The sequence below is a fragment of the Serratia sp. EWG9 genome, from assembly GCF_019913725.1.
Classification (GTDB): domain Bacteria; phylum Pseudomonadota; class Gammaproteobacteria; order Enterobacterales; family Enterobacteriaceae; genus Serratia; species Serratia ureilytica.
Window position 1 is genome coordinate 80,896 of record NZ_JADNRO010000003.1, and the last position, 21,585, is coordinate 102,480.

A 21,585-nucleotide genomic window follows, 5' to 3' on the forward strand; every position below is an offset into this window, starting at 1 on the left:
TCTGCATGTCACATGCGGAGCTTTTTGATCGCCAAATACCCTAAGGCATGAAAGACGACGGATTTAGCGGCGGTTGCCGAAAATGCGCAGCAACATCAGGAACAGGTTGATGAAGTCGAGATACAGCGTCAGCGCGCCAACGATGGCGTACTTGCGGAAGCCGTCTTTATCATCGGCGTTCAGCTGCTCGCCCATCGCCTTGAGTTTCTGCGTGTCGTACGCGGTCAGGCCGACGAACACCACCACCCCGATGTAGGTAATCGCCCACATCAGCGCGGTGCTTTTCAGCCAGATGTTCACCAGCGAAGCCAGCACGATGCCGATCAGCGCCATGAACAACATGCTGCCGAAGCCGCTCAGATCGCGCTTGGTGGTGTAGCCGTACAGGCTCATCGCGCCGAACATGCCGGCGGTGACTACGAAAGTGCTGGCGATCGAGCTGTAGGTGTACGCGATAAAGATGCTCGACAGCGTCAGCCCGGTCAGCGCCGAGTACAGCATGAACAACGAGGTGGCCACCGCGCCGCTCAGGCGGTTGACCATGCCGGAAATCACGAACACCAGCGCCAACTGGGCGATGATCAGACCGAAGAAGGTGATCTGGCTGGAGAAGATGAAGTTGAGGATCGCGGGCGTATTGGCCGCATACCAGGAAACGAACGCCGTCAGCAGCAGACCGCAGGTCATCCAGCCGTAAACCTGCGCCATGTAGGCCTGAATGCCGCTGTTGGCACGTTCGACGATTGAACCATTAGAGCGTGGATATCGGTCCATGACGGTTACCTTTTGCGTTGTAAACAAGATTCCGAAGCCCCGTAAACGGGGCTTCGCCTGCTATAAGCGTACCACAGAATAGGCCGCGCGAAAGCGGCAAAGGTCTTGATTTGTTTCCGCTGTTGAGGCGTTATTTAGCCGCGTCATGCCAGCGCTGCGCGGCCTGACGATCGCTGTCGCGAGCGTCCACCCAACGATCGCCCTGGCCGGTCGCTTCGCGCTTCCAGAACGGCGCGCGGGTCTTCAGGTAGTCCATGATGAACTCGCTGGCGGCGAACGCCATGCCGCGGTGCGCGCCGGTCACGCCGACGAACACGATCTCGTCGCCGGGATACAGCGCGCCGACGCGGTGGATCACCGTCACGCGCTCCAGCGGCCAACGGCTGCGCGCCTCGGCCACGATCTCCGCCAGCGCCTTCTCGGTCATGCCGGGGTAGTGTTCCAGCGTCAGCGCGCTGACGTCGTCCCCGAGGTTATGGTTGCGCACCTTGCCGGTGAAGGTCACCACCGCGCCGTCGGCGTCGCACTGCGCCAGCCACTGATACTCGTCGCCGACGTTGAACGGCGCTTCGCCCACGCGAATGCGGGTGTTTTCCATGCTTACCCCCCGGTAACCGGCGGGAAGAAGGCCACTTCATCGCCGGCGCGCAGCGGGTGATCCGCCGCCACCAGCGACTGATTGACCGCCGCCAGCAGTTTGCCGGACTCCAGCGCCAGCGCCCAGCGATCGCCGCGCGCGCACAGCGCCTGGCGCAGCGCCTCGACGGTCGGGTAATCCGCCGGCATCGACAGCGCGCCGGTGCCCACCAGTTCGCGCACCTGCGCGAAGAAAAGAATATCGATCATGCGTTCACCTTAAAATCGCCGGATTTGCCGCCGCTTTTCGCCAGCAGGCGCACCGGGCCGATCACCATGTCTTTCTGTACCGCTTTGCACATGTCATAGATGGTCAATGCCGCCACCGAGGCGGCGGTCAGCGCTTCCATCTCGACGCCGGTTTTGCCGGTCAGCCGGCAGCAGGTTTCAATACGCACCCGGCTGTGCTCCGTTTGCGCCTCCAGCTGCACTTCGACCTTGCTCAACATCAGCGGGTGGCACAGCGGGATCAGTTCCCAGGTGCGTTTGGCCGCCTGAATGCCGGCGATGCGCGCCGTGGCGAACACGTCGCCCTTGTGATGGCTGCCGTCGACGATCATCGCCAGCGTGGCGGGCAACATGTCGACGAAGGCTTCGGCGCGCGCCTCGCGCACCGTTTCGGCCTTGGCGGAAACGTCGACCATATGGGCTTCGCCGGCGGCGTTAATGTGGGTTAGCTGTGTCATGACTCAGGGCTTCTTCAAATGGGGCTGGAAGTTGCACGGGCGATGGCGCGCGTCCAACTGCTCTTCGATAATCCGCTCCCAGGCGGTGCGGCAGGCGCGGGTGGAGCCCGGCATGGCGAAAATCACCGTGCGGTTGGCCAGGCCGGCCAGCGCGCGCGACTGGATCGTCGCGGTGCCGATCTCTTCGTACGACACCATGCGGAACAGTTCGCCGAACCCTTCCACCTCTCTGTCAAACAGCGGCAACAGCGCTTCCGGCGTGTTGTCGCGCGCGGTAAAACCGGTGCCGCCGGTGATCAGCACCGCCTGCACGTTGTCATCGGCGATCCACGCGGAAACCCGTGCGCGGATCTGGTAAATGTCATCTTTGACGATGGCGCGATCCACCACCTGATGGCCGGCTTCCTGCGCCGCTTCCTGCAGATATTGGCCGGAGGTGTCTTCCGCCGCGCCGCGGCTGTCGGACACGGTCAGGATGGCGATATGCGCCGGAATAAACTCGCTGCTCGCATGGCTCATGGTTCAATAAGCTCCTATTGGCTGTCAGCCGCCGATAAACGACAGGTTCTGGGTGATCCCACTGTTACCCTGATGCAGGAAATGGGTCTGCTTCTTGCTCAGCAGCCCGCTCTGAATGCGCGCCTTCAGCGCGTCGAGCTGGCCGTCGTCCGCCAGCAGATCGCGCAGGGGCACCCCCTGCTCGCCGAACAGGCACAGATGCAGATTGCCGATGGAAGAAACGCGCAGCCGGTTGCAGCTGGCGCAGAAGTCTTTTTCATACGGCATGATAAGACCCACCTCACCCTGGTAGTCCGGATGGCTGAACACCTGCGCCGGGCCGTCGCTGCGGCCGCGCGCCTGGCGCTGCCAACCCTGCTGCTCCAGCTGCAGGCGAATCACTTCGCCGGAAACGTGGTGTTTGCGAAACAGTTCGCCCCCCTCGCCGGTTTCCATCAGTTCGATAAAGCGCAGCTGGATCGGCCGATCCTTGATCCAGGCGAGAAACGCGCCGAGTTGCTGGTGATTGACGTCGCGCATCAGCACGGCGTTGACCTTGACCTTGCTGAAACCGGCGCTGAAGGCGGCGTCGATGCCGTCCATCACCTGGCGGAACTTGTCCTGACCGGTAATGGCGTGAAACTGGCGGGGATCCAGACTGTCGATGCTGACGTTGATCGCCGTCAGACCGGCGTCACGCCAGGCGGCGACGTCGCGCGCCAGACGGTAGCCGTTGGTGGTGACCGCCAGCGTGCGAATGGCCGGATTTTCCCGCACGGCGGCGATGATCTCGGTAAAGTCGCGGCGCAGCGAAGGCTCGCCGCCGGTCAGGCGCACCTTTTCGGTGCCCAGTTCGGCGAACGCGCGGCTGACGCGGCGGATTTCATCCAGCGACAGGAAGCTTTTCGGGCTGCCGCTCGGCTTGTAGCCGTCGGGCAGACAGTAGGTGCAACGAAAGTTGCACACGTCGGTGATCGACAAGCGCAGGTAATAGAACTTGCGCTCATAAGCATCAATGAGTTGCGGTACCATAACACCTTTCCAAAGTCGGGAGATGCGAGCGTTTCCCCTCTGCACCCTGGTGGCTGACTTCGCCACGGCCCAGGCGCCATATCGTTCCGGATGAACAACGTAGGCGCAGGGGCTAGGAGTTTGATTTCTCTTCCCGCTACCTTGAGTAGCCGGAATGAAACCGTGGTTTTCAGCAGAATTCTAGCGCTAATCGGCAACGATAGCCAACGCGTTAATTCGCTATATAACTGTCTATACAGCGTTTTTAGACGCCGCGTAATCGGGTAAACCATGATAAACATCGCTTACGAGGGCGAATTGACCAGAATCACGCAAATGGCACTCTTTATCCCCTAAATAATGGGCGTCGCCTCCCGACGGCAAGCGCGTTCACCCCAGAGGCAACGTCAAGGATAACGGGTATATCGCGTTTTTACGCCGGATCCGCTACCTTATGCGGGCAGTTCAGCCCCTTTGTAAGGAAATTTATGCGTAATCGTACCCTGGCCGATCTCGACCGCGTGGTGGCGTTGGGCGGCGGACACGGCCTGGGCCGTGTGATGTCGGCCCTGTCGTCCTTAGGCTCCCGCCTGACCGGCATCGTTACCACCACCGACAACGGCGGTTCCACCGGCCGCATCCGCCGTTCGGAAGGCGGTATAGCCTGGGGCGATACCCGCAACTGTCTCAACCAGCTGATCACCGAGCCGAGCGTCGCCTCGGCGATGTTCGAATACCGCTTCAGCGGCAACGGCGAACTGGCCGGCCATAACCTCGGCAACCTGATGTTGAAAGCGCTGGATCATCTGAGCGTGCGCCCGCTGGAAGCGATCAACCTGGTGCGCAGCCTGTTGAAGGTGGACGCGGCGTTGATTCCGATGTCGGAACAGCCGGTGGATTTGATGGCGCACGATCACGAAGGCAACCATGTTTACGGTGAAGTGAATGTTGACCAACTGACTCATATGCCGCAGGAGCTGATGCTGTCTCCCCCGGTCAACGCCACGCGCGAAGCGCTGGACGCCATCGCGCAGGCCGACGTGATCCTGATTGGGCCGGGCAGTTTTCTCACCAGCCTGATGCCGCTGCTGCTGCTCGACGATCTCACCCAGGCGCTGCGCCGCAGCAGCGCCAGCATGATCTATATCGGCAACCTCGGCCGCGAGCTGAGCGTGGCCGCCGCGGCGCTGTCGTTAAAGGATAAGCTGACGTTGATGGAAGAGAAGATCGGCCGCCGGATGATCGATGCGCTGATCGTCGGCCCGGCGGTGGACGCCAGTGAAGTGCAGGATCGGGTGGTGATTCAGCAACCGCTGGAAGCGAGCGACATCCCTTATCGCCACGATCGCCAGCTGCTGCGCCAGGCGCTGGATCAAGCGCTGGTGGAGCTGGCCGACCGCCGCTAACCGAATTTAACCGTCTCGCCCGCGCAGCCAGGGATTATCGCTGGCTGGGGCGGGATGGCTGACCATATCGATATACAGATCTTCCACCTCTTTACGCGCCCAGGGCGTGCGACGCAAAAATTTCAGACTGGACTTGATGCTCGGATCGCTGCGGAAGCAGTTGATACGAATGCGCGCGCCCAGCTCGGACCAACCGTAGTGATCCACCAGTTTATTCAGCAGTTGCTCCAGCGTCACGCCGTGCAGCGGGTCTTTAGACTGGTGTTGGCTCATGTTCGGTACTCTTCGTGGTCAAATCGGGCCGCACACCATAACAGCTTTGACGCGGCCGACAAGGAATTTTGACGCCCACAGCGCGGGCGCCGTCCAACGGTCAGGAAATCGCGATGAACTGCTCGCGCAGCTGGTGGATCTCGTCGCGCAGCGCAGCCGCCTGCTCGAACTCCAGGTTTTGCGCATGGGTATACATCTGCGCTTCCAGATCGCGGATTTTCTGATCCAGCGCTTTCGGCGTGAGGTTCTGCAGCTGAGCGCCGCTGTCCGCCGCCTTGCCCCTGCCTTTACCCTTGGCGCGGTTGACCGGCTGGCCAATCTGCAGAATGTCGCCGATCTTCTTGTTCAGCCCCTGCGGCACGATGCCGTTGGCTTCGTTGTAAGCCTGCTGCTTGGCGCGCCGCCGCTCGGTTTCACCGATCGCTTTGGCCATCGAATCGGTGATGCGATCGCCATACAGGATCGCCTTGCCGTTCAGGTTACGCGCCGCGCGGCCGATGGTCTGGATCAGCGAACGTTCGGAACGCAGGAAGCCTTCCTTGTCGGCGTCCAGAATCGCCACCAGCGACACCTCAGGCATGTCGAGCCCCTCACGCAGCAGGTTGATGCCCACCAGCACGTCAAACTCGCCCAGACGCAGGTCACGAATGATTTCGACGCGTTCCACGGTGTCGATATCCGAGTGCAGGTAGCGCACGCGCTCGCCATGCTCTTCCAGGTATTCGGTCAGGTCTTCCGCCATGCGTTTGGTCAGGGTGGTCACCAGCACGCGCTCGTTGATCGCCGCACGCTTGCGGATCTCGGAGAGCAAATCGTCCACCTGAGTGGCGACCGGCCGCACTTCCACGATCGGATCCAGCAGCCCGGTCGGGCGCACCACCTGGTCGATCAGATCGCCGCCGGATTTCTCCAGCTCATATTTGCCCGGCGTGGCGGAGACATAGATGGTCTGCGGCGCCAGCGCCTCGAACTCCTCGAAGCGCAGCGGGCGGTTGTCCAGCGCCGACGGCAGGCGGAAACCGTACTCCACCAGCGTTTCCTTGCGCGCGCGGTCGCCCTTGAACATCGCGCCGATTTGCGGAATGGTGACGTGGGATTCGTCGACCACCAGCAGGCCGTCCGCCGGCAGGTAATCGAACAGCGTCGGCGGCGGCTCGCCCTCGGCGCGCCCGGAAAGGTAGCGCGAGTAGTTTTCGATGCCCGAGCAGTAACCCAGCTCGTTCATCATCTCCAGATCGAACTGGGTGCGCTGCGTCAGGCGCTGCTCTTCCAGCAGCTTGTTGTTGGCCAACAGCACCTTGCGGCGGTCCGCCAGATCGACCTTGATCTCTTCCATCGCCTGAATGATCCGCTCGCGCGGCGTCACGTAGTGCGACTTCGGGTAGATGGTAAAACGCGGCACCACCTGCTCAATCTGCCCGGTCAGCGGATCGAACAGCGACAGCCGCTCCACTTCGTCGTCGAACAGCTCGACGCGCAGCGCCAGCTCGTCCGACTCCGCCGGGAAGATGTCGATCACCTCGCCGCGCACGCGGAAGGTGGCGCGCTGGAAAGCCTGATCGTTGCGGGAATACTGCAGCTCCGCCAGCCGGCGCAAAATGGAGCGCTGATCGATGATCATGCCCTTGGTCAGATGCAGCATCATCTTCAGGTAAAGATCCGGATCGCCCAGGCCGTAGATCGCCGACACCGACGCCACCACCACCACGTCGCGCCGCTCGAGCAGCGCCTTGGTGGCGGAAAGGCGCATCTGCTCGATGTGCTCATTCACCGAAGCGTCTTTTTCAATGAAGGTGTCGGAGCTGGGCACGTAGGCTTCCGGCTGGTAGTAGTCGTAGTAAGAGACGAAGTACTCCACCGCATTCTCCGGGAAAAACTCTTTCATCTCGCCATACAGCTGCGCCGCCAACGTCTTGTTCGGCGCCAGCACCATGGTCGGCCGATTCAGATCGGCTATCACGTTGGCGATGGTGAACGTTTTGCCCGAGCCGGTTACCCCCAGCAGCGTCTGGTGCGCCAGGCCGTCTTCCAACCCCTCTTCCAGTTTGCGGATGGCTTCCGGCTGATCGCCGGCCGGTTTGAAATCAGAATGCAGTTTGAAAAGTTTACTCATTGCTCGGCTACCCTGTGGAGATGCGCGCGCTCAGGCGGCCAGCCGGCTCTGCGCCGGACGTGGCCCCTAATTATGGAAAGTGTCGGCGATTTGCGCCAGTGCCCATGATACTGGATATAAAACCAGCTTCAAGCGGATTCGTCGCTGCGCCCGGCAGCGCGGCAACGCCGTTGCACCGTGAGGTTACAGCGGGGTGACATTTTTATTGTCAATAACAGATTTATCCCCAGAACTTGCCGAAAATTAACTTATTGATAGCACCGCGGCGAAAAATTACACATAGAAACCCGATCAATGCCCTGGCGTCTTGATTTTAGTTAATTTATTGATAATTAATAGTTTTAATAAAAAGACGAGATTGCGGACAAAGCGAACAGAACCCGCGTCGGCTCTCGCTTTACAGCGTTTTTCTAAATCTAATGCACAAGGTTATCCACAGGAATAGTGGATAACTCTCACCGCCCCGCCCGTGGCGGGAGTTACAGAAAGAAAGCTTTTCGCCCTTTACACTCGCCAAAATGGCTTTTTTAGTTATTTTTTCATAAAAATATCGCTTTGTTTATGCCGATTAATACTAAAAATCCCCATTGCCAAAATCGCATTGCCCCCTTTCACGCCGATCGCGCTTGACGGCGGCGCAACGCCTTGCACCACGCCCACGCCGGAGAGCACCACAAGAGTGCAAAAAACGTCCGGGTTAACTTCCCGGCGTATTTTCAGGCCGCCGCGGCAGAGCGCGTCGGGCCTGACAGGCGGTTAACAAAGCGATAACACTCCCTCTTTTCGGCCAGTGGCAAAACTGGCCTGGGAGTTGCTTTATCTTCCCGCGTGCGAACGAGGCGCGACAGCATAATGCGCTGCCGAATGCGGCGTGCAACCGCTGCCTGGCTATGCCTCGTAAAAGCGCGAGAACGACACCAAGTCGTCATAAACGTCGTTTTTCACGACATATTGACTGTCTTTCCGTCCACCGCAGACATTGCTCAGGTGAATCGGAGGGACGGCATTTTGTTCCGGACATTGCCACACTCGGGAAATCAACCGCCAATGCGGCCTTTGCAGCACCCCACCAACGAGTGGAACGGGCGCCTATGTCTATGAGGAGAATGCCACATGCTGAGTCTGAGATCGGTCAATCAATTTTACGGGCAAAATCATACCCTGTGGGACATCAACCTGGAGCTGCCGCGCGGCCAGTGCACCGTGCTGCTCGGGCGCAACGGCGTGGGCAAGACCACGCTGGTCAACTGCATCATGGGGCATTTGCCGGTGGTGAGCGGCAGCATGACCTGGCAGCCGGCGGATCAGCCGCCGCAAAACCTGCTGCTGCAACCGATGGAGCGCCGCGCCGCACTCGGCATCAGCCACGTCCCGCAAGGGCGGCAACTCTTCTCGCAGCTGAGCGTGGAAGAGAATCTGCAAGTGGCGCAGATGGCCGTGCGCGGCGCCCCTTACCGCATTCCGCCGCTGATCTACAGCCTGTTTCCCAATTTGCGCCAGATGCGCACCCGCCGCGCCGGCGATCTGTGCGAAGGCGCTCAGCGCCAGTTGGCGATTGGTCGTGCTCTGGCGCAGGAGCCGGCGCTGCTGATCCTCGACGAACCGACAACGGGCGTACCGCCCTCGATCGCCGCCGACATCGGCAACGTGATCCGCAGGCTCAACTATGAGTTGGGCATGACCATTTTGCTGGTAGAGCATCAGCTGCCGTTCGTGCGCCGGGTGGCGGATCGTTTTTGTCTGCTCGATAGCGGGCGCACCGTGGCGCACGGCGCGCTGGCGCAGCTGGATGAGGCGCTGATCGGCGCCGGGCTGGCGGGATCGGAAGGAGAATGAGGGAGAGGCCCCCCTCATGGGAATTTATAGCAGGCTGATATCCAGATACTGCCCCAGCGGCGCCCGTTCGGCCTGCGGCAGGTGCGGGATTTCGCCCAGCAGCGGCGCGGGCAGCATACGGCGCAGCGTAGCCAGGTATTCCTGATGCCGCCGCCCCGGCGGCACCACGTCGTTGGCGATCCAACCGGCCAGCGTCAGCCCGGCCTGTTGCACCGCCTGGGCCGTCAGCACCGCGTGGTTGATGCAGCCCAGCTTGATGCCCACCACCAGGATCACCGGCAGTTGCTCTTGCCGCACCCAGTCGGCGAAGGTGTACTCCGCCGACAACGGGGTAAACCACCCGCCGGCCCCCTCGACCAGCACCCAGTCGGCGCGCTGCTCCAGCCGGCGCAGGCCGTCGGACAGCCGCGCCGCGTCGATCGGCCGGCCTTCATCGGCGCTGACGATATGCGGCGAGGTCGGTTCGGCAAATACGTAAGGGTTCACTTCGTCGTAATCCAGCGCCACACCGCTGTTGGCCTGCAGCGCCAGCGCGTCGCCGTTGCGCAGCCCCTCGGCGGTCATCTCGCTGCCGGAGGCCACCGGCTTATAGCCGGCGCTGCGGTAGCCCGCCCGGTTGGCGGCCTGCAGCAAGGCGCTGCTGGCGACGGTTTTCCCCACTTCGGTGTCGGTGCCGGTCACGAACCAACGTTTACTCACGATAAATCACTCCATAAGCCAGATGATAGCTGAGCGGGAACTGCCCCTGCCGACACGGGTAAGCCGCCTGCAGCGCGGCTAAGCGGCCGCGCGACATCAGGCCGCCCTCACGCCCCTGATGCAAATGCGTCGCCCCGATGCCCTTGAGCGAACGCATCAGCGTCATCACGTCCGGGTAGTTCAGGGTGCGCAACTCCGTCACCAGCTCGTGTCGATAGGCGGCGCAGGCGGTGCGGATCTGCGTTAACGGCAAAAAGGCGTTCACGTGACGTTCGCCGTCCACCTGTTGCCAGGCGTCCCCCAATTCCTGCAGCGAGCCCGCCGCCAGCGTGGAAAACAGGATCACGCCGCCGGGACGGGTCACGCGATACAGCTCTGCCAGCGCGGCAGGCAGATCGCTGCACCACTGCACCACCAGGCTGCTGAAGCAGATGTCCATCGCCGCATCGGGCAGCGGCACCTGTTCGATATCGCCCAGCAGATAATGATGCGCCGCCTGCCGTTGGCGGGCGACCTCCAGCATGCCCGGCGCCAAATCGAGCGCGGTCACCCGTTTGCCGCGCTCACGCCACATTCGGCTGAAATAGCCGGTGCCGCAGCCGGCGTCCAGCAGCTGTTCGCCCGGGTGGGAACTCCCCATCCCCAGTAAGCGCTCGCCAACGTCACGCTGCAGCTCGGCGGCGGCGTCGTAGCTGCCGGCCGCGCGGCTGAAGGCCGAGGCGACCGCCTGTTTGTTCACAGTGTCATTGGCTGACGTCATTCAGCACCTCCAGCAGGCGATCGATGTCCTGCGGCTGATGCGCCGCCGTCAGGGTAATGCGCAGCCGCGCGCCGCCCGGCGGCACCGTCGGTGGGCGGATGGCGCTCACCCACAGGCCGCACTCGCGCAGGCGGGTCGCCAGATCGAGCGCGCGCTGATTATCCCCCACCAGCAGCGGCTGGATGGCGGTGTCGGAATCCGTCAGGGTCAGCGCCAACGGCGCCGCGCCCTGGCGGAAACGCCGGATGTTGTCCTGCAGCCGGGCGCGCAGATCATCGCCCTCTCGAATACGGGCCAGCGCCGCCTGCAGCGCGCAGGCCTGCGCCGGCGGCATCGCGGTGCTGTAGATCAGATGGCGGGCGAACTGCAGCAGATACTCGGCGGTCGCCTCATCGCACAGCACCGCCGCGCCGCTGACGCCGAACGCCTTGCCGAAGGTCACCACCAGCAGTTCAGGGCGCACGCCCTGCTGCCAGCAGCTGCCGCGGCCTTGTTCGCCGCGCACGCCGATGCCGTGGGCGTCGTCCACCATAAGCCAGGCGCCCGCCGCACGGGTTAAGCGATGCAGCTCTGCCAACGGCGCGCCGTCGCCATCCATGCTGAACACCCCTTCGGTGACCGCCAGCCGCTGCCCGTCGCAGGGTTTGGCCAGCAGATCCGCCAAGGCCTGCGGTTGATTATGCTGGAACCGGCGCAGCTCGGCCGGCGACTGCGCCGCCGCCTCCAGCAGCGAGGCGTGACTGAGACGATCGGCCAAAATGCGGTCGCCCTTTTGCATCAACGCCGCCAGCACCGCCTGGTTGGCGGCGTAGCCGGAGATGAACAGCAGCGCGCGCGGATAGCCGAGCCACGCCGCCAGTTGCTCTTCCAGCGCCTGATGCGCCGCGCTAAAACCGGTCACGTGGCCCGAACCGCCGCTGCCGACGCCGTAACGCTGCGCGCCCTGCTGCCAGGCGGCGATCACCCGCGTATCCTGGCTCAGCCCCAGGTAGTCGTTGCCCGAGAAGTTCAGATAGAGACGATCGCCGAGCCGGATCTGGCGGCCATTGCCGCCCTCGGTGGTCTGTCGCCGGCGGTAGGCGGCGTTCAGGCGCCGCTCAGCCAGCGCCTGCTCGATGCGTTGCTGCCAGCTCATCACGGCGCCGCGTTGTAAAACTCGGCGGTATCGGCGTTCAGCAGTTGCTTGGCCAGCACCTGCTGTTGCTGGTTGTCGCCGTGTTCGGTTGCGGTCTGCTGCGGGTTGAGCCCCAGCTTGCGGAACAGCTGCAGGTCTTTGTCTTCTTCCGGATTCGGCGTGGTCAGCAGCTTGCAACCGTAGAAGATCGAGTTGGCGCCGGCCATGAAGCACATCGCCTGCGTCTGTTCGTTCATCTGTTCGCGGCCTGCGGAGAGACGGACATAAGAAGATGGCATCATGATGCGCGCCACCGCGATGGTGCGGATGAAATCAAACGGATCGACGTCATCGTTATCCGCCAGCGGCGTGCCTTTCACCTTCACCAACATGTTGATCGGCACGCTCTCCGGTGGTTTTGGCAGGTTGGCCAGCTGCACCAGCAACCCGGCGCGATCGCGCACCGTTTCACCCAGCCCGACGATGCCGCCGGAGCACACTTTGATGCCGGCGTCGCGCACCTTGTCGAGCGTATCCAGGCGCTCCTGGTAGCTGCGGGTGGTGATGATGTTGCCGTAGAACTCCGGCGAGGTGTCGAGGTTATGGTTGTAGTAATCCAGCCCGGCCTCCGCCAGCCGCTCGGCCTGGGTGCCGTCCAGCGTGCCCAGCGTCATGCAGGTTTCCATGCCCATCGCTTTCACACCCTGCACCATTTGCTGCAGATAAGGCATATCGCGCTCGTGCGGGTTCTTCCACGCCGCGCCCATGCAAAAACGGGTCGAACCGTTCGCCTTGGCCTTGCGCGCCGATTCCAGCACCTGCTCGACCTGCATCAGCCGCTCCGACTCCAGGCCGGTCTTGTAGCGTGAGCTCTGCGGGCAGTATTTGCAGTCTTCCGGGCAAGCGCCGGTCTTGATCGACAGCAGCGTGCTGACCTGCACCTGACGCGGGTCAAAGTGCTGGCGGTGTACGGTTTGCGCTTCGAACAGCAGTTCCAGCAGCGGTTTATCAAACAGGGCCTGGGCTTGCCCTACTGTCCAGTGAATGCGGTCGGCCATCATGGCGTCTCCAAAACGAAAAAGTGTCGCCAGTTTAAATATTGTGGATATACTGTCAACCAATCTTAATCCAATTTGGTTTACAACAATGTCTGTCACCGCTTCCGACCTGGCGTTTGACCAACGCCATATCTGGCACCCCTACACCTCCATGAGCCGCCCGTTACCCTGTTACCCGATCGAATCGGCCAGCGGCGTCGAACTGCAGCTGGCGGACGGCCGGAGTCTGGTGGACGGCATGTCCTCCTGGTGGGCGGCGATCCACGGTTACAACCATCCGCGCCTGAATCAGGCCGCCAGCCAGCAGTTGGAGAAGATGTCGCACGTGATGTTCGGCGGCATTACCCATCCGGCCGCCATCTCGTTGTGCCGTCGGCTGGTGGAAATGACGCCGGAAGCGCTGCAGTGCGTGTTCCTGGCGGACTCTGGTTCGGTGGCGGTAGAAGTGTCGCTGAAAATGGCGCTGCAGTACTGGCAGGCGCGCGGCGAGCGCCGGCAGCGCATCCTGACGCTGCGCCACGGCTATCACGGCGATACCTTCGGCGCGATGTCGGTCTGCGATCCGGACAATTCGATGCACAGCCTTTATCAGGGGTATTTGGCGCCGCACCTGTTCGCCACCGCGCCGCAGTGCCGCTTCGACGAGGAATGGCGTGAAGAGGATATCGCGCCGTTCGCCGCGCTGCTGGAGCAGCACGCCGGTGAAGTGGCGGCGGTGATCCTGGAACCGGTGGTGCAAGGCGCCGGCGGCATGCGCATCTACCATCCGACCTACCTCAAGCGGGTGCGCGAGCTGTGCGATCGCCATCAGGTGCTGCTGATCGCCGACGAGATCGCCACCGGTTTCGGCCGCACCGGCAAGCTGTTCGCCTGCGAGCACGCGCAGGTGGTGCCGGACATTCTCTGTCTGGGCAAGGCGCTGACCGGCGGCTATATGACCCTTTCCGCCACCTTGACTACCCGCCATGTGGCGGAGACCATCAGCAACGGCGCGGCCGGCTGCTTTATGCACGGGCCGACCTTTATGGGCAATCCGCTAGCCTGCGCCGTGGCGGACGCCAGTCTGGCGCTGCTGGCGGAAAATCGCTGGCAGGCGCAGGTGAGCGCCATCGAAACCCAGTTGAAGCGGGAACTGTTGCCGTTGGCGGCGCTGCCGAAAGTGGCCGACGTGCGGGTGCTGGGCGCGATTGGGGTGGTGGAGATGCACGAACCGGTGGATGTCGCCGAGCTGCAGCGCGGGTTCGTCGAGCGCGGGGTATGGATCCGGCCGTTCGGCAAGCTGATTTACCTGATGCCGCCTTACATCATCGAAGCGGACCAGCTCAGCCGCCTGACCGCCGCCGTCGCCGCCGCCGCGCGTTAATGCCTTACCAATGCTGGTCCAGATAGCGGGCCAGCAATCCCAAACACAGCAGCCACAGTAAAATGATCATCGCCGCCGCCATGCGGCCGGTGGGATTATCGACGCGCTTTTGCGCCTTCTCGCGCAGCTCGGCCATCAGCGGTTTGGGGATCAGCCGCACCGCCAACATGATGCCCAACGGCACGATGATCACATCGTCCAGATAGCCCAGCACCGGAATAAAATCCGGGATCAGATCGATCGGTGAGATCGCATAGCCGGCCACCAGCAGCGCGATCAGCTTGGCGTACCACGGGGTGCGCTTATCACGGGCGGCCAGCCACAGCGCGTAGATATCGCGCTTGATGCCTTTGGCCCAACGGCGCAGCCAGCCGAACCACGGCGTGCGTTTTTTCAGTGAAATCATGATTACTTCATATAAGAACGTAAAACGGTCATCAATTGCTCGATGTCCTGCTCGCGCTGCTGCGGCGTAGCGTCCGCGGCAGCCAGATGTTCGCGCACATGCCCTTCCAGCACCTGCGCCATCAGGCCGTTGACCGCACCGCGCACCGCCGCGATCTGCTGCAGAACAGCCGAACATTCGCCGCCGCTCTCCAGCGCGCGTTCCAGCGCTTCGGCCTGCCCTTTAATGCGGCGCACCCGCGCCAACAGCTTCTTTTGATCTCTGTGGGTATGGCTCATCATTTCCGCCTGATTGTTATTTACTATACTGGGGTATAGTATATTTCAGCACACTATCTTTTGCTGAGGAACTTCACCATGACGTCTCACGCGCCCGTTTTGCACCGCGAGCACAGCCACGTTTTTGACGATGGTAACCCATTGGCCGAAAGAAACACCAGATGGGCGGTGATACTCACCGCCAGTATGATGGCTATCGAGATCGCCGGCGGCTGGCTGTTTAACTCGATGGCGCTGCTGGCCGACGGCTGGCACATGAGTTCGCACGCGCTGGCCCTGGGCCTGTCGGTGCTGGCTTACGGCGCCGCACGCCGGCTGGCCAAGGATCGCCGCTTTAGCCTCGGCACCTGGAAGATCGAAGTGCTGGCCGGTTACACCAGCGCGGTGTTGTTGGTGCTGGTGGCGGCGCTGATGCTGTTTCAGTCTGGGCAGCGGCTGCTGAATCCCAGCCCGATTCATTACAACGAAGCCATCGCCATCGGCGCGATCGGGCTGGCCGTCAACCTGCTCTGCGCCTGGCTGTTGCGCGGTGGCGGCCACCATCATCATCACGGGGATGACCACGACGACACTCATCATGACCTCAACCTGCGTTCCGCCTATGTTCACGTGCTCGCCGACGCCGCCACCTCGGTGCTGGCGCTCGTCGCGCTGTTCGGCGGCAAGCTTTGGGGCGCCGCCTGGCTCGATCCGCTGATGGGCATCGTCGGCGCGGCGATGGTGGCCGCCTGGGCCTATAGCCTGATGCGCGATAGCGGAAAGATTTTGCTGGATGCCGAAATGGACGCCCCGGTGGCGCAAGAGATCCGCCAGGCCCTGGCCGCTTCCGGCCACGCGCTCACGCTGACCGATTTGCATGTAGGCCGCATCGGCAAAGGAAAATATCATTGTGTCCTCGCCCTGAGCAGCGCCGATCGCGCCCTCACCGCCGATCGGGTGCGCCAACTGTTGGCCGCGCATCCCGAACTGGTGCATGTCACCGTCGAGATCAACCGTCCGCCGCTGGCGCAAGGGGTTGTATTGTTCCACCGAAAAGATCTAGCTTAAGGGTCCGCGTTTATCGACAACTGGGAGTCATTATGGCTTTTCGTTTGTACAGCAACGATCTGCAGGACGGCGGCACAATGCCGCAGACGCAGGTCTTCAACGGCATGGGCTACCGCGGCGATAACCTGTCGCCGCACCTGGCCTGGGACGGCGTGCCCGCCGGCACCAAAAGCTTCGTCATCACCCTGTACGATCCCGATGCCCCGACCGGCTCCGGCTGGTGGCACTGGGTGGTGGCCAATATTCCGGCCGACGTGCGCGAGCTGCCGCAGGGCGCAGGCTCCGGCAAAGCGCCGCTGCCGAGCGCCGCGCTGCAAACCCGTACCGACTTCGGCTCGGCCGGTTACGGCGGCGCCGCGCCGCCGAATGGCGAACGCCACCGCTATCAGTTCACCGTGCATGCGCTGGACGTGGAGAGCATTGAGGTGGATGAAGGCTCCAGCGGCGCGTTGGTGGGCTTTAACGTGCATTTCCACAGCCTCGGCAGCGCCACGCTGACGGTGATGTTCAACTGATTGATCTCCGCCCATAAAAAAGCGCGGCTCAACCGAACCGCGCTTTTCTGCTCTGCCCGCCGAATTACTTCGCCAGCACGCTTACCCACATCGGGCCTTTGCCCACCGGATAACGCGCCAACATAGTCAGCTGACCGCTGGCCTGATCAATTTCATGCACCGCGATGTGATCGGACTTCTGGCCGGACGAAATCACGAAGCGGCCGCTGTGATCGATATTGAAACCGCGCGGTTGCGCTTCGGTCGGATAATAGCCGACCACGCTCAACGTGCCGCCGTCTTCGGAGACGCTGAAGAGGGTCAGAATGCTGGCGGTGCGATCGCTGGTGTACAGGAAGCGGCCGTTCGGCGTGATATGAATGTCCGCCGCCCAGCGGGTGCCGTCGAAATCGTCCGGCATGATATCCAGCGTTTGCGTCACGGTGTATTTGCCGCCGTTTTCCGAAATGGCCAGCACGTCCACCGTGCCGTTCAGCTCGTTGACGCAATAAGCGAACTTGTCGTTGTGGTGGAACGCCATATGGCGCGGACCGGCGCCGGCGGCGATATCCACCGCGTCCTGCGCGTGCGGCGTCAGCTGGCCCGCCAGGCTCAGGTTGAATAGACGGATGCGGTCTTCTTTCAGACACGGCACCAGCACCAGCTGGTTGGTCGGATCGATGTTGGCGGAGTGCGGCGCGCTCAGGCCGTCGATCTGTTGGATCGGCGCCGTGACCACGCCGTCGTGGCCGATCGGGCTGATGCTGGCGCAGTTGCCGCTGTAGGAAGCGGAGAACAGGTAACGCCCCTGCAAATCGGTGGAGATATGGGTCGGGCTGCCCGGCAGCGGCGCCATACCGGCCTGCTGCAGCGTGCCGTCCGCCTCGATGCGGTAGCTGACGATGCCGAACGCCGGACGCACGCCGACGTACAGGTGAGTCTTGTCCGGATGAAGGGTCATCGGCTGCACCTGGCCCGGCACGTCAACGGTTTGCAGCAGCGTCAGCGCGCCGGCGTCGTCCAACTGCCAGACGTGGATCTGCTGGCTCTCCGGGCTGGCGACATAAACGATTTGCTTCATGTGTTCTCCTTGCAAAGGGTAAAAGAGGAACCGGTTTCAGGCCGTTCGATTGTCCCTAGCTTACCGCACATCCGTCGCATGGCAACCCTGCTTAGCACCGGAAGCTCACGCGGTTTTCTCCATTGGCTATCCGGTGTACCATCGGATTAATTTTATGGCTAACGATAACGAGAACCCTATGAGCTACCGCGTCATCGCCCTCGATCTTGACGGCACCCTGCTGGACAATCAAAAACGCATCTTACCGCAGTCGCTGGAAGCGCTGGCGCAGGCGCGCGCCGCCGGCGTCCAGGTGGTGGTGGTCACCGGCCGCCATCACGTCGCCATCCATCCGTTCTACCAGGCGCTGCAGATTGACACCCCGGCCATCTGTTGCAACGGCACTTACCTGTATGATTTTCAGCAGAAAAAGGTGCTGGCCGCCGATCCCTTGGCGAAGGAGCAGGCCAAACAGGTGCTGCGGATGCTCAAACAGACCGACATTCACGGGCTGATGTACGTTGACGACGCCATGCTGTATCAGGAACCGAGCGGCCACGTGACTCGCTCGCTGGCCTGGGCCGAAACCCTGCCTGCGGCGCAGCGCCCGACGCTGCTGCAGGTCGGCAGCCTGGCGCAGGCGGCCGACGACGCGCAGGCGATCTGGAAATTCGCCACCTCGCACGCCGATATTCCGGCGCTGCGCAAGTTTGCCGACACGGTGGAAAAAGAGCTGGGGTTGGCGTGCGAATGGTCCTGGCACGATCAGGTGGATATCGCCAAAGGCGGCAACAGCAAAGGCAAGCGCCTGCGCCAATGGGTGGAATCGCAGGGACTGAGCATGGATCAGGTGGTGGCGTTCGGCGACAACTACAATGATATCAGCATGCTGGAAGCGGTCGGTTTGGGCGTGGCGATGGGCAACGCCGATGACGCGATCAAGGAACGCGCCGATCTGGTGATCGCCGATAACCTGCAGCCGGGCATCGCCGAGGTGATCCGCACCCGCGTACTCTAGTCTTTTCGCCCTCCCGCCGGGAGGGCCCGCCTTAACGGCTCTCGCGGCTGATCGACACGCTCTTCACCTGCGCGTACAGCCACTGCCCGGGGCGGATCGCCAGTTCGTCTCGCGCCCAAGGCGTGATGCGCGCCCACAGCACGTGTTCCCCGACCGCCAGCTTCACTTCCACCTGCCCGCCCACGTCCAGACACTCGCTGACCTTGGCCGGCAACACGTTGCGAATGCTGCTGTTGACCGGCGGCTGCAGCACCAGCGAGACGTCGGCGGCATTGATGCGAATGCGCAGCTGAGTGCCCAACTCGGCGTCGATGCCGCTGACCCACAGCCGCTGATCGCCGAGCGCCAGCGCGGTCATGGCATAACGTTGATGATGCTCAATCACGCTGACGCGCAGCACGCTGCTCTGATCTTCACGTTGCAGCCACGGCCGCAGCGCGCTGCTGGCCCAGACGGCTTCCAGCCCGCCGAACGCGCGCACCTCGCCGCGATCCAGCACCAACACCTGCTCGGCCAGGCGCAGGATCTCGTCCAGGCTGTGGCTGACATAGAGGATGGGGATGTTCACGTCCTGCGCCAACCGCTCCAGATACGGCAGCAGCTCGCGTTTGCGCGGCAGATCGAGCGAGGCCAGCGGTTCGTCCATCAGCAGCAGTTCCGGCGCCGTCAGCAGCGCGCGGCCGATCGCCACCCGCTGTTTTTCACCGCCGGAGAGCGTCAGGGGCAGCCGATTAAGCAGCGGCCCGATGCCCAGCAGCTCGACGATGGTGTTGAACTGCGCACGCATGCCGGCCGCCATGCCGTACTGCAGGTTGCCGCGCACCCGATAGTGCGGGAACAGGCGCGCTTCCTGAAACACATAGCCGATACGGCGCTTTTCCGGCGGCAGGCAGAGGCCCGCGGCGGTATCCACCAGCGTGCGGCCATTGAGCGCGATGCGCCCCTGCTGCAAACGGGTCAGGCCGCCGATGGCGTTGATCAATGAAGTTTTGCCCGCGCCGGACAGGCCGAAAATCGCGGTGATGCCCTGCGCCGGCAAATCGGCGCGGACGTTGAGATTGAGGTCGCCCAGCTGCTGCGAGAAATCCAGCTCCAGCATTTACACCCCCATCCGTTTGCGGCCCCAGCGGGCCAGCCATTCGGACACCATCAGCGAAGCCAGCGACAGCACGATGGCGATCACGCACAGACGCGCGGCGGCGGCCTCCGCCCCCGGCGTTTCAATCAGCGTATACATCGCCAGCGGAATGGTGCGGGTTTCACCGGGAATGTTGGAGACGAAGGTAATGGTGGCGCCAAACTCCCCCAGCGAACGGGCGAAGGCCAGCACCACGCCGACAATGACGCCGGGCAGCGACAGCGGCAGCGTGATGGTGAAAAACACCCGCCACGGATTGGCGCCCAGCGTGCGCGCCGCCTGTTCCAGCCGGGTATCCACTGCCTCCAGCGCCAGCCGAATGGCGCGCACCATCAGCGGAAACGCCACCACCGCCGACGCCAGCGCGGCGCCGCGCCAGCTAAAGCTGAAGCTGAAGCCGAACCAATCGTACAGCCGCTCGCCGATGACGCCGCGCCGCCCCATGGCGATCAGCAGCAAATAACCGACCACCACCGGCGGCAGCACCAGCGGCAGGTGAATGACGCCATCGAGCAGCGCCTTGCCGGGAAAACGGCAGCGCACCAGCACCCAGGCCATCAGAATGCCGAACGGCAGGCTGCAGACTACCGCCAAACCGGAAACTTTCAGGCTCAGCTCAACCGCCTGCCACTCGTACTCGCTCAGAATCATTTACGCGGGGTGAATCCATAATGTTCGAAAATAGCGGCCGCTTCCGGGCTCTTCAAATAGGTATAGAAAGCGCTGACCGTCGGATTTTGACGATCTTTCACAATCGCCATCGGATATTCAACCGGTTTGTGGCTGTCTTCCGGGAACACGCCCACCACTTTCACCTTGTCGCTGGCGACCGCGTCGGAACCGTAGACGATGCCGAGCGGCGCTTCACCGCGCTCCACCAACGCCATCGCGCTGCGTACATTGTTGGCGCGCGCCAGTTTAGGCTCCAGCGCGCGCCAGGCGCCCAGATGCTCCAGCGCCTCTTTGGCGTAGATGCCGGCCGGCACGTGATCCGGATCGCCCACCGCCAGGCGGCCGCCGTTCAGCAGTTTGGCCCAATCGGTCTGCTTGTCGATGGCGATCTTGTCTTGTTTATCGTTCTTGGCGGCGATCAGCACCAGTTCGTTGCCCAGCAGCGTGTAGCGGGTGTCTTTCACCATCTGCTGCTTGTCGATGGCGTAATCCATCCACTGTTGATCGGCGGAGATAAACAGATCGGCCGGGGCGCCCTGCTCAATTTGGCGCGCCAGCGTCGAGGACGACGCGAAGGAGGAAACCACCTGCACGTCCTTGCCTTTTTGATACTGGGTGGCGATGTCCTGCAGCGCGTTGGTCAGCGACGCGGCGGCGAACACGGTGATCTTTTCCGCCGCCGAGGCCTGAGTCACCAGGCCCGATGCCAACACGATCCCGCCAACCCATTGGGTCCATTGCTGTTTCATTGTTTTTCTCCGCAAGTTAACGTGCATTATCACTCTTCGTTATATAAAAAATAATATAACGTTGCGCGAAAGCTTGTCATGCGGTTTATCGGCAAAGCGTGAGATAACTTGAGGAATGCCCGCCGGGCGATGCCGACGGGTATCGGGATGGGGAACGGTCAGTGCTGGGTGCGGTTTTCTTTCGAACGGCCCACTTTGGAGAAGACGTTGAACACTTCGCCAAAACCGTAGATCAAGCCGAGAATGAGCGCCATGACCACCGGCACCATCACCACGGCGAATAACAGACTTTTCAATAATTCCAACATGATAGCCTCGCTTAACTGCCCATTGAGCGGCAAATGCCTTTCACCGCATATCGGGTTATTCTAACCCAAAAAATCGCTAAAACCGGAGTTATTTTAGCCAGCGAGGCGAAATTGTGATCGGCCAAACGTGCCCTTTGGCGCTTTGCCGCCAAATCGGCGACAATACGATTTTTGCCGCCGACAGGATG

At 62.3% G+C, this 21,585-nt stretch carries 26 protein-coding genes and 1 riboswitch; of the genes, 6 read left to right on the top strand and 20 right to left on the bottom strand.

Annotated elements, in window-relative coordinates:
- Window positions 1–63 precede the first annotated feature (63 nt).
- From ITX55_RS08565 to moaA, 6 genes are all read right to left on the bottom strand, one after another.
- Complete coding sequence (locus ITX55_RS08565) at window positions 64–774, bottom strand: Bax inhibitor-1/YccA family protein (RefSeq protein ID WP_004939761.1); 711 nt, start codon at window positions 772–774, stop codon at window positions 64–66.
- 130 nt (window positions 775–904) lie between these two features.
- Entirely contained in the window at window positions 905–1,372 is a 468-nt protein-coding gene (moaE, locus tag ITX55_RS08570) for a molybdopterin synthase catalytic subunit MoaE (RefSeq protein WP_072628147.1), read from the bottom strand.
- Window positions 1,373–1,374: 2 nt separating this feature from the next.
- Window positions 1,375–1,620, bottom strand: a complete 246-nt coding sequence (gene moaD, locus ITX55_RS08575; protein ID WP_004939768.1) for a molybdopterin synthase sulfur carrier subunit — start codon at window positions 1,618–1,620, stop codon at window positions 1,375–1,377.
- Entirely contained in the window at window positions 1,617–2,096 is a 480-nt protein-coding gene (gene moaC / locus ITX55_RS08580) for a cyclic pyranopterin monophosphate synthase MoaC (RefSeq protein ID WP_025301929.1), read from the bottom strand. Before moaC ends, moaD begins: the two co-directional genes overlap by 4 nt.
- A gap of 3 nt (window positions 2,097–2,099) precedes the next feature.
- On the bottom strand, window positions 2,100–2,615 hold the full coding sequence (gene moaB / locus ITX55_RS08585) for a molybdenum cofactor biosynthesis protein B (protein ID WP_033642238.1): 516 nt from the start codon (window positions 2,613–2,615) through the stop codon (window positions 2,100–2,102).
- A gap of 24 nt (window positions 2,616–2,639) precedes the next feature.
- Entirely contained in the window at window positions 2,640–3,626 is a 987-nt protein-coding gene (gene moaA, locus ITX55_RS08590; protein WP_016928681.1) for a GTP 3',8-cyclase MoaA, read from the bottom strand.
- A riboswitch (molybdenum cofactor riboswitch) is annotated at window positions 3,613–3,757 on the bottom strand. It overlaps the preceding gene by 14 nt.
- A 336-nt stretch (window positions 3,758–4,093) precedes the next feature.
- Between moaA and yvcK the strand changes: the two genes are divergently transcribed.
- Window positions 4,094–5,011: a uridine diphosphate-N-acetylglucosamine-binding protein YvcK gene (yvcK, locus tag ITX55_RS08595; RefSeq protein WP_033642237.1), complete on the top strand. Its 918-nt coding sequence runs from the start codon at window positions 4,094–4,096 to the stop codon at window positions 5,009–5,011.
- A gap of 6 nt (window positions 5,012–5,017) precedes the next feature.
- Here yvcK and ITX55_RS08600 read toward each other — a convergent pair whose 3' ends face one another.
- The 3 genes from ITX55_RS08600 to ITX55_RS24020 form a co-directional block, all read right to left on the bottom strand.
- Window positions 5,018–5,284: a VF530 family DNA-binding protein gene (locus ITX55_RS08600; protein WP_004939783.1), complete on the bottom strand. Its 267-nt coding sequence runs from the start codon at window positions 5,282–5,284 to the stop codon at window positions 5,018–5,020.
- A 100-nt stretch (window positions 5,285–5,384) separates the two neighbouring features.
- Entirely contained in the window at window positions 5,385–7,397 is a 2,013-nt protein-coding gene (gene uvrB, locus ITX55_RS08605; protein ID WP_033642236.1) for an excinuclease ABC subunit UvrB, read from the bottom strand.
- A 531-nt stretch (window positions 7,398–7,928) separates the two neighbouring features.
- Window positions 7,929–8,057 carry a hypothetical protein gene (locus ITX55_RS24020; protein ID WP_255326645.1) on the bottom strand — a complete coding sequence of 43 codons (129 nt, stop codon included), beginning with the start codon at window positions 8,055–8,057 and terminating at the stop codon, window positions 7,929–7,931.
- Between the two features lie 453 nt (window positions 8,058–8,510).
- Between ITX55_RS24020 and ITX55_RS08610 the strand changes: the two genes are divergently transcribed.
- Window positions 8,511–9,233: an ATP-binding cassette domain-containing protein gene (locus ITX55_RS08610; protein WP_033652359.1), complete on the top strand. Its 723-nt coding sequence runs from the start codon at window positions 8,511–8,513 to the stop codon at window positions 9,231–9,233.
- A 24-nt stretch (window positions 9,234–9,257) separates the two neighbouring features.
- On the opposite strand, the gene bioD is transcribed toward ITX55_RS08610, so the two are convergent.
- The 4 genes from bioD to bioB are packed head-to-tail and all read right to left on the bottom strand — an operon-like array spanning window position 9,258 to window position 12,864.
- Entirely contained in the window at window positions 9,258–9,932 is a 675-nt protein-coding gene (bioD, locus tag ITX55_RS08615) for a dethiobiotin synthase (protein WP_108680294.1), read from the bottom strand.
- Window positions 9,925–10,692 (bottom strand): malonyl-ACP O-methyltransferase BioC, encoded by a 768-nt coding sequence (gene bioC / locus ITX55_RS08620; protein ID WP_223085000.1) that lies wholly within the window; start codon window positions 10,690–10,692, stop codon window positions 9,925–9,927. The genes bioD and bioC overlap by 8 nt, the downstream gene beginning before the upstream one ends.
- Window positions 10,676–11,827, bottom strand: coding sequence for an 8-amino-7-oxononanoate synthase (gene bioF, locus ITX55_RS08625; RefSeq protein ID WP_197752540.1), 1,152 nt, complete (start codon window positions 11,825–11,827; stop codon window positions 10,676–10,678). Before bioF ends, bioC begins: the two co-directional genes overlap by 17 nt.
- On the bottom strand, window positions 11,827–12,864 hold the full coding sequence (gene bioB, locus ITX55_RS08630) for a biotin synthase BioB (protein WP_033652413.1): 1,038 nt from the start codon (window positions 12,862–12,864) through the stop codon (window positions 11,827–11,829). The genes bioF and bioB overlap by 1 nt, the downstream gene beginning before the upstream one ends.
- Before the next feature lie 88 nt (window positions 12,865–12,952).
- Here bioB and bioA point away from each other — a divergent pair, with 88 nt between their 5' ends.
- Window positions 12,953–14,227, top strand: a complete 1,275-nt coding sequence (gene bioA, locus ITX55_RS08635; protein WP_223085001.1) for an adenosylmethionine--8-amino-7-oxononanoate transaminase — start codon at window positions 12,953–12,955, stop codon at window positions 14,225–14,227.
- Between the two features lie 4 nt (window positions 14,228–14,231).
- Here bioA and ITX55_RS08640 read toward each other — a convergent pair whose 3' ends face one another.
- Both ITX55_RS08640 and ITX55_RS08645 read right to left on the bottom strand, forming a co-directional pair.
- A complete protein-coding gene (locus ITX55_RS08640) occupies window positions 14,232–14,633 on the bottom strand; it encodes a YkvA family protein (protein ID WP_025301916.1) in 402 nt (133 codons plus the stop codon).
- A 2-nt stretch (window positions 14,634–14,635) separates the two neighbouring features.
- Window positions 14,636–14,911 (bottom strand): metal/formaldehyde-sensitive transcriptional repressor, encoded by a 276-nt coding sequence (locus tag ITX55_RS08645; protein ID WP_025301915.1) that lies wholly within the window; start codon window positions 14,909–14,911, stop codon window positions 14,636–14,638.
- Between the two features lie 78 nt (window positions 14,912–14,989).
- Between ITX55_RS08645 and dmeF the strand changes: the two genes are divergently transcribed.
- Window positions 14,990–15,958 carry a CDF family Co(II)/Ni(II) efflux transporter DmeF gene (gene dmeF, locus ITX55_RS08650; protein WP_072628154.1) on the top strand — a complete coding sequence of 323 codons (969 nt, stop codon included), beginning with the start codon at window positions 14,990–14,992 and terminating at the stop codon, window positions 15,956–15,958.
- Window positions 15,959–15,990: 32 nt separating this feature from the next.
- Window positions 15,991–16,473 carry a kinase inhibitor gene (locus ITX55_RS08655; protein WP_072628155.1) on the top strand — a complete coding sequence of 161 codons (483 nt, stop codon included), beginning with the start codon at window positions 15,991–15,993 and terminating at the stop codon, window positions 16,471–16,473.
- Between the two features lie 64 nt (window positions 16,474–16,537).
- Here ITX55_RS08655 and pgl read toward each other — a convergent pair whose 3' ends face one another.
- Window positions 16,538–17,533, bottom strand: a complete 996-nt coding sequence (pgl, locus tag ITX55_RS08660) for a 6-phosphogluconolactonase (RefSeq protein ID WP_033652352.1) — start codon at window positions 17,531–17,533, stop codon at window positions 16,538–16,540.
- Window positions 17,534–17,711: 178 nt separating this feature from the next.
- On the opposite strand from pgl, the gene ITX55_RS08665 reads away from it, so the two are divergent.
- Window positions 17,712–18,530 carry a pyridoxal phosphatase gene (locus ITX55_RS08665; RefSeq protein ID WP_042785658.1) on the top strand — a complete coding sequence of 273 codons (819 nt, stop codon included), beginning with the start codon at window positions 17,712–17,714 and terminating at the stop codon, window positions 18,528–18,530.
- 31 nt (window positions 18,531–18,561) lie between these two features.
- Here the strand turns inward: ITX55_RS08665 and modC are convergent, their stop codons facing one another.
- The 4 genes from modC to ITX55_RS08685 form a co-directional block, all read right to left on the bottom strand.
- Complete coding sequence (modC, locus tag ITX55_RS08670) at window positions 18,562–19,629, bottom strand: molybdenum ABC transporter ATP-binding protein ModC (RefSeq protein WP_223085002.1); 1,068 nt, start codon at window positions 19,627–19,629, stop codon at window positions 18,562–18,564.
- Complete coding sequence (gene modB / locus ITX55_RS08675) at window positions 19,630–20,319, bottom strand: molybdate ABC transporter permease subunit (RefSeq protein ID WP_033642225.1); 690 nt, start codon at window positions 20,317–20,319, stop codon at window positions 19,630–19,632. It abuts the gene before it with no gap.
- The gene (gene modA, locus ITX55_RS08680) at window positions 20,316–21,089 is read right to left on the bottom strand and encodes a molybdate ABC transporter substrate-binding protein (protein WP_197793595.1); all 774 of its coding nucleotides are present in this window, start codon (window positions 21,087–21,089) and stop codon (window positions 20,316–20,318) included. The genes modB and modA overlap by 4 nt, the downstream gene beginning before the upstream one ends.
- Window positions 21,090–21,247: 158 nt before the next feature.
- Entirely contained in the window at window positions 21,248–21,397 is a 150-nt protein-coding gene (locus ITX55_RS08685; RefSeq protein ID WP_004939813.1) for an AcrZ family multidrug efflux pump-associated protein, read from the bottom strand.
- Window positions 21,398–21,585 lie beyond the last annotated feature (188 nt).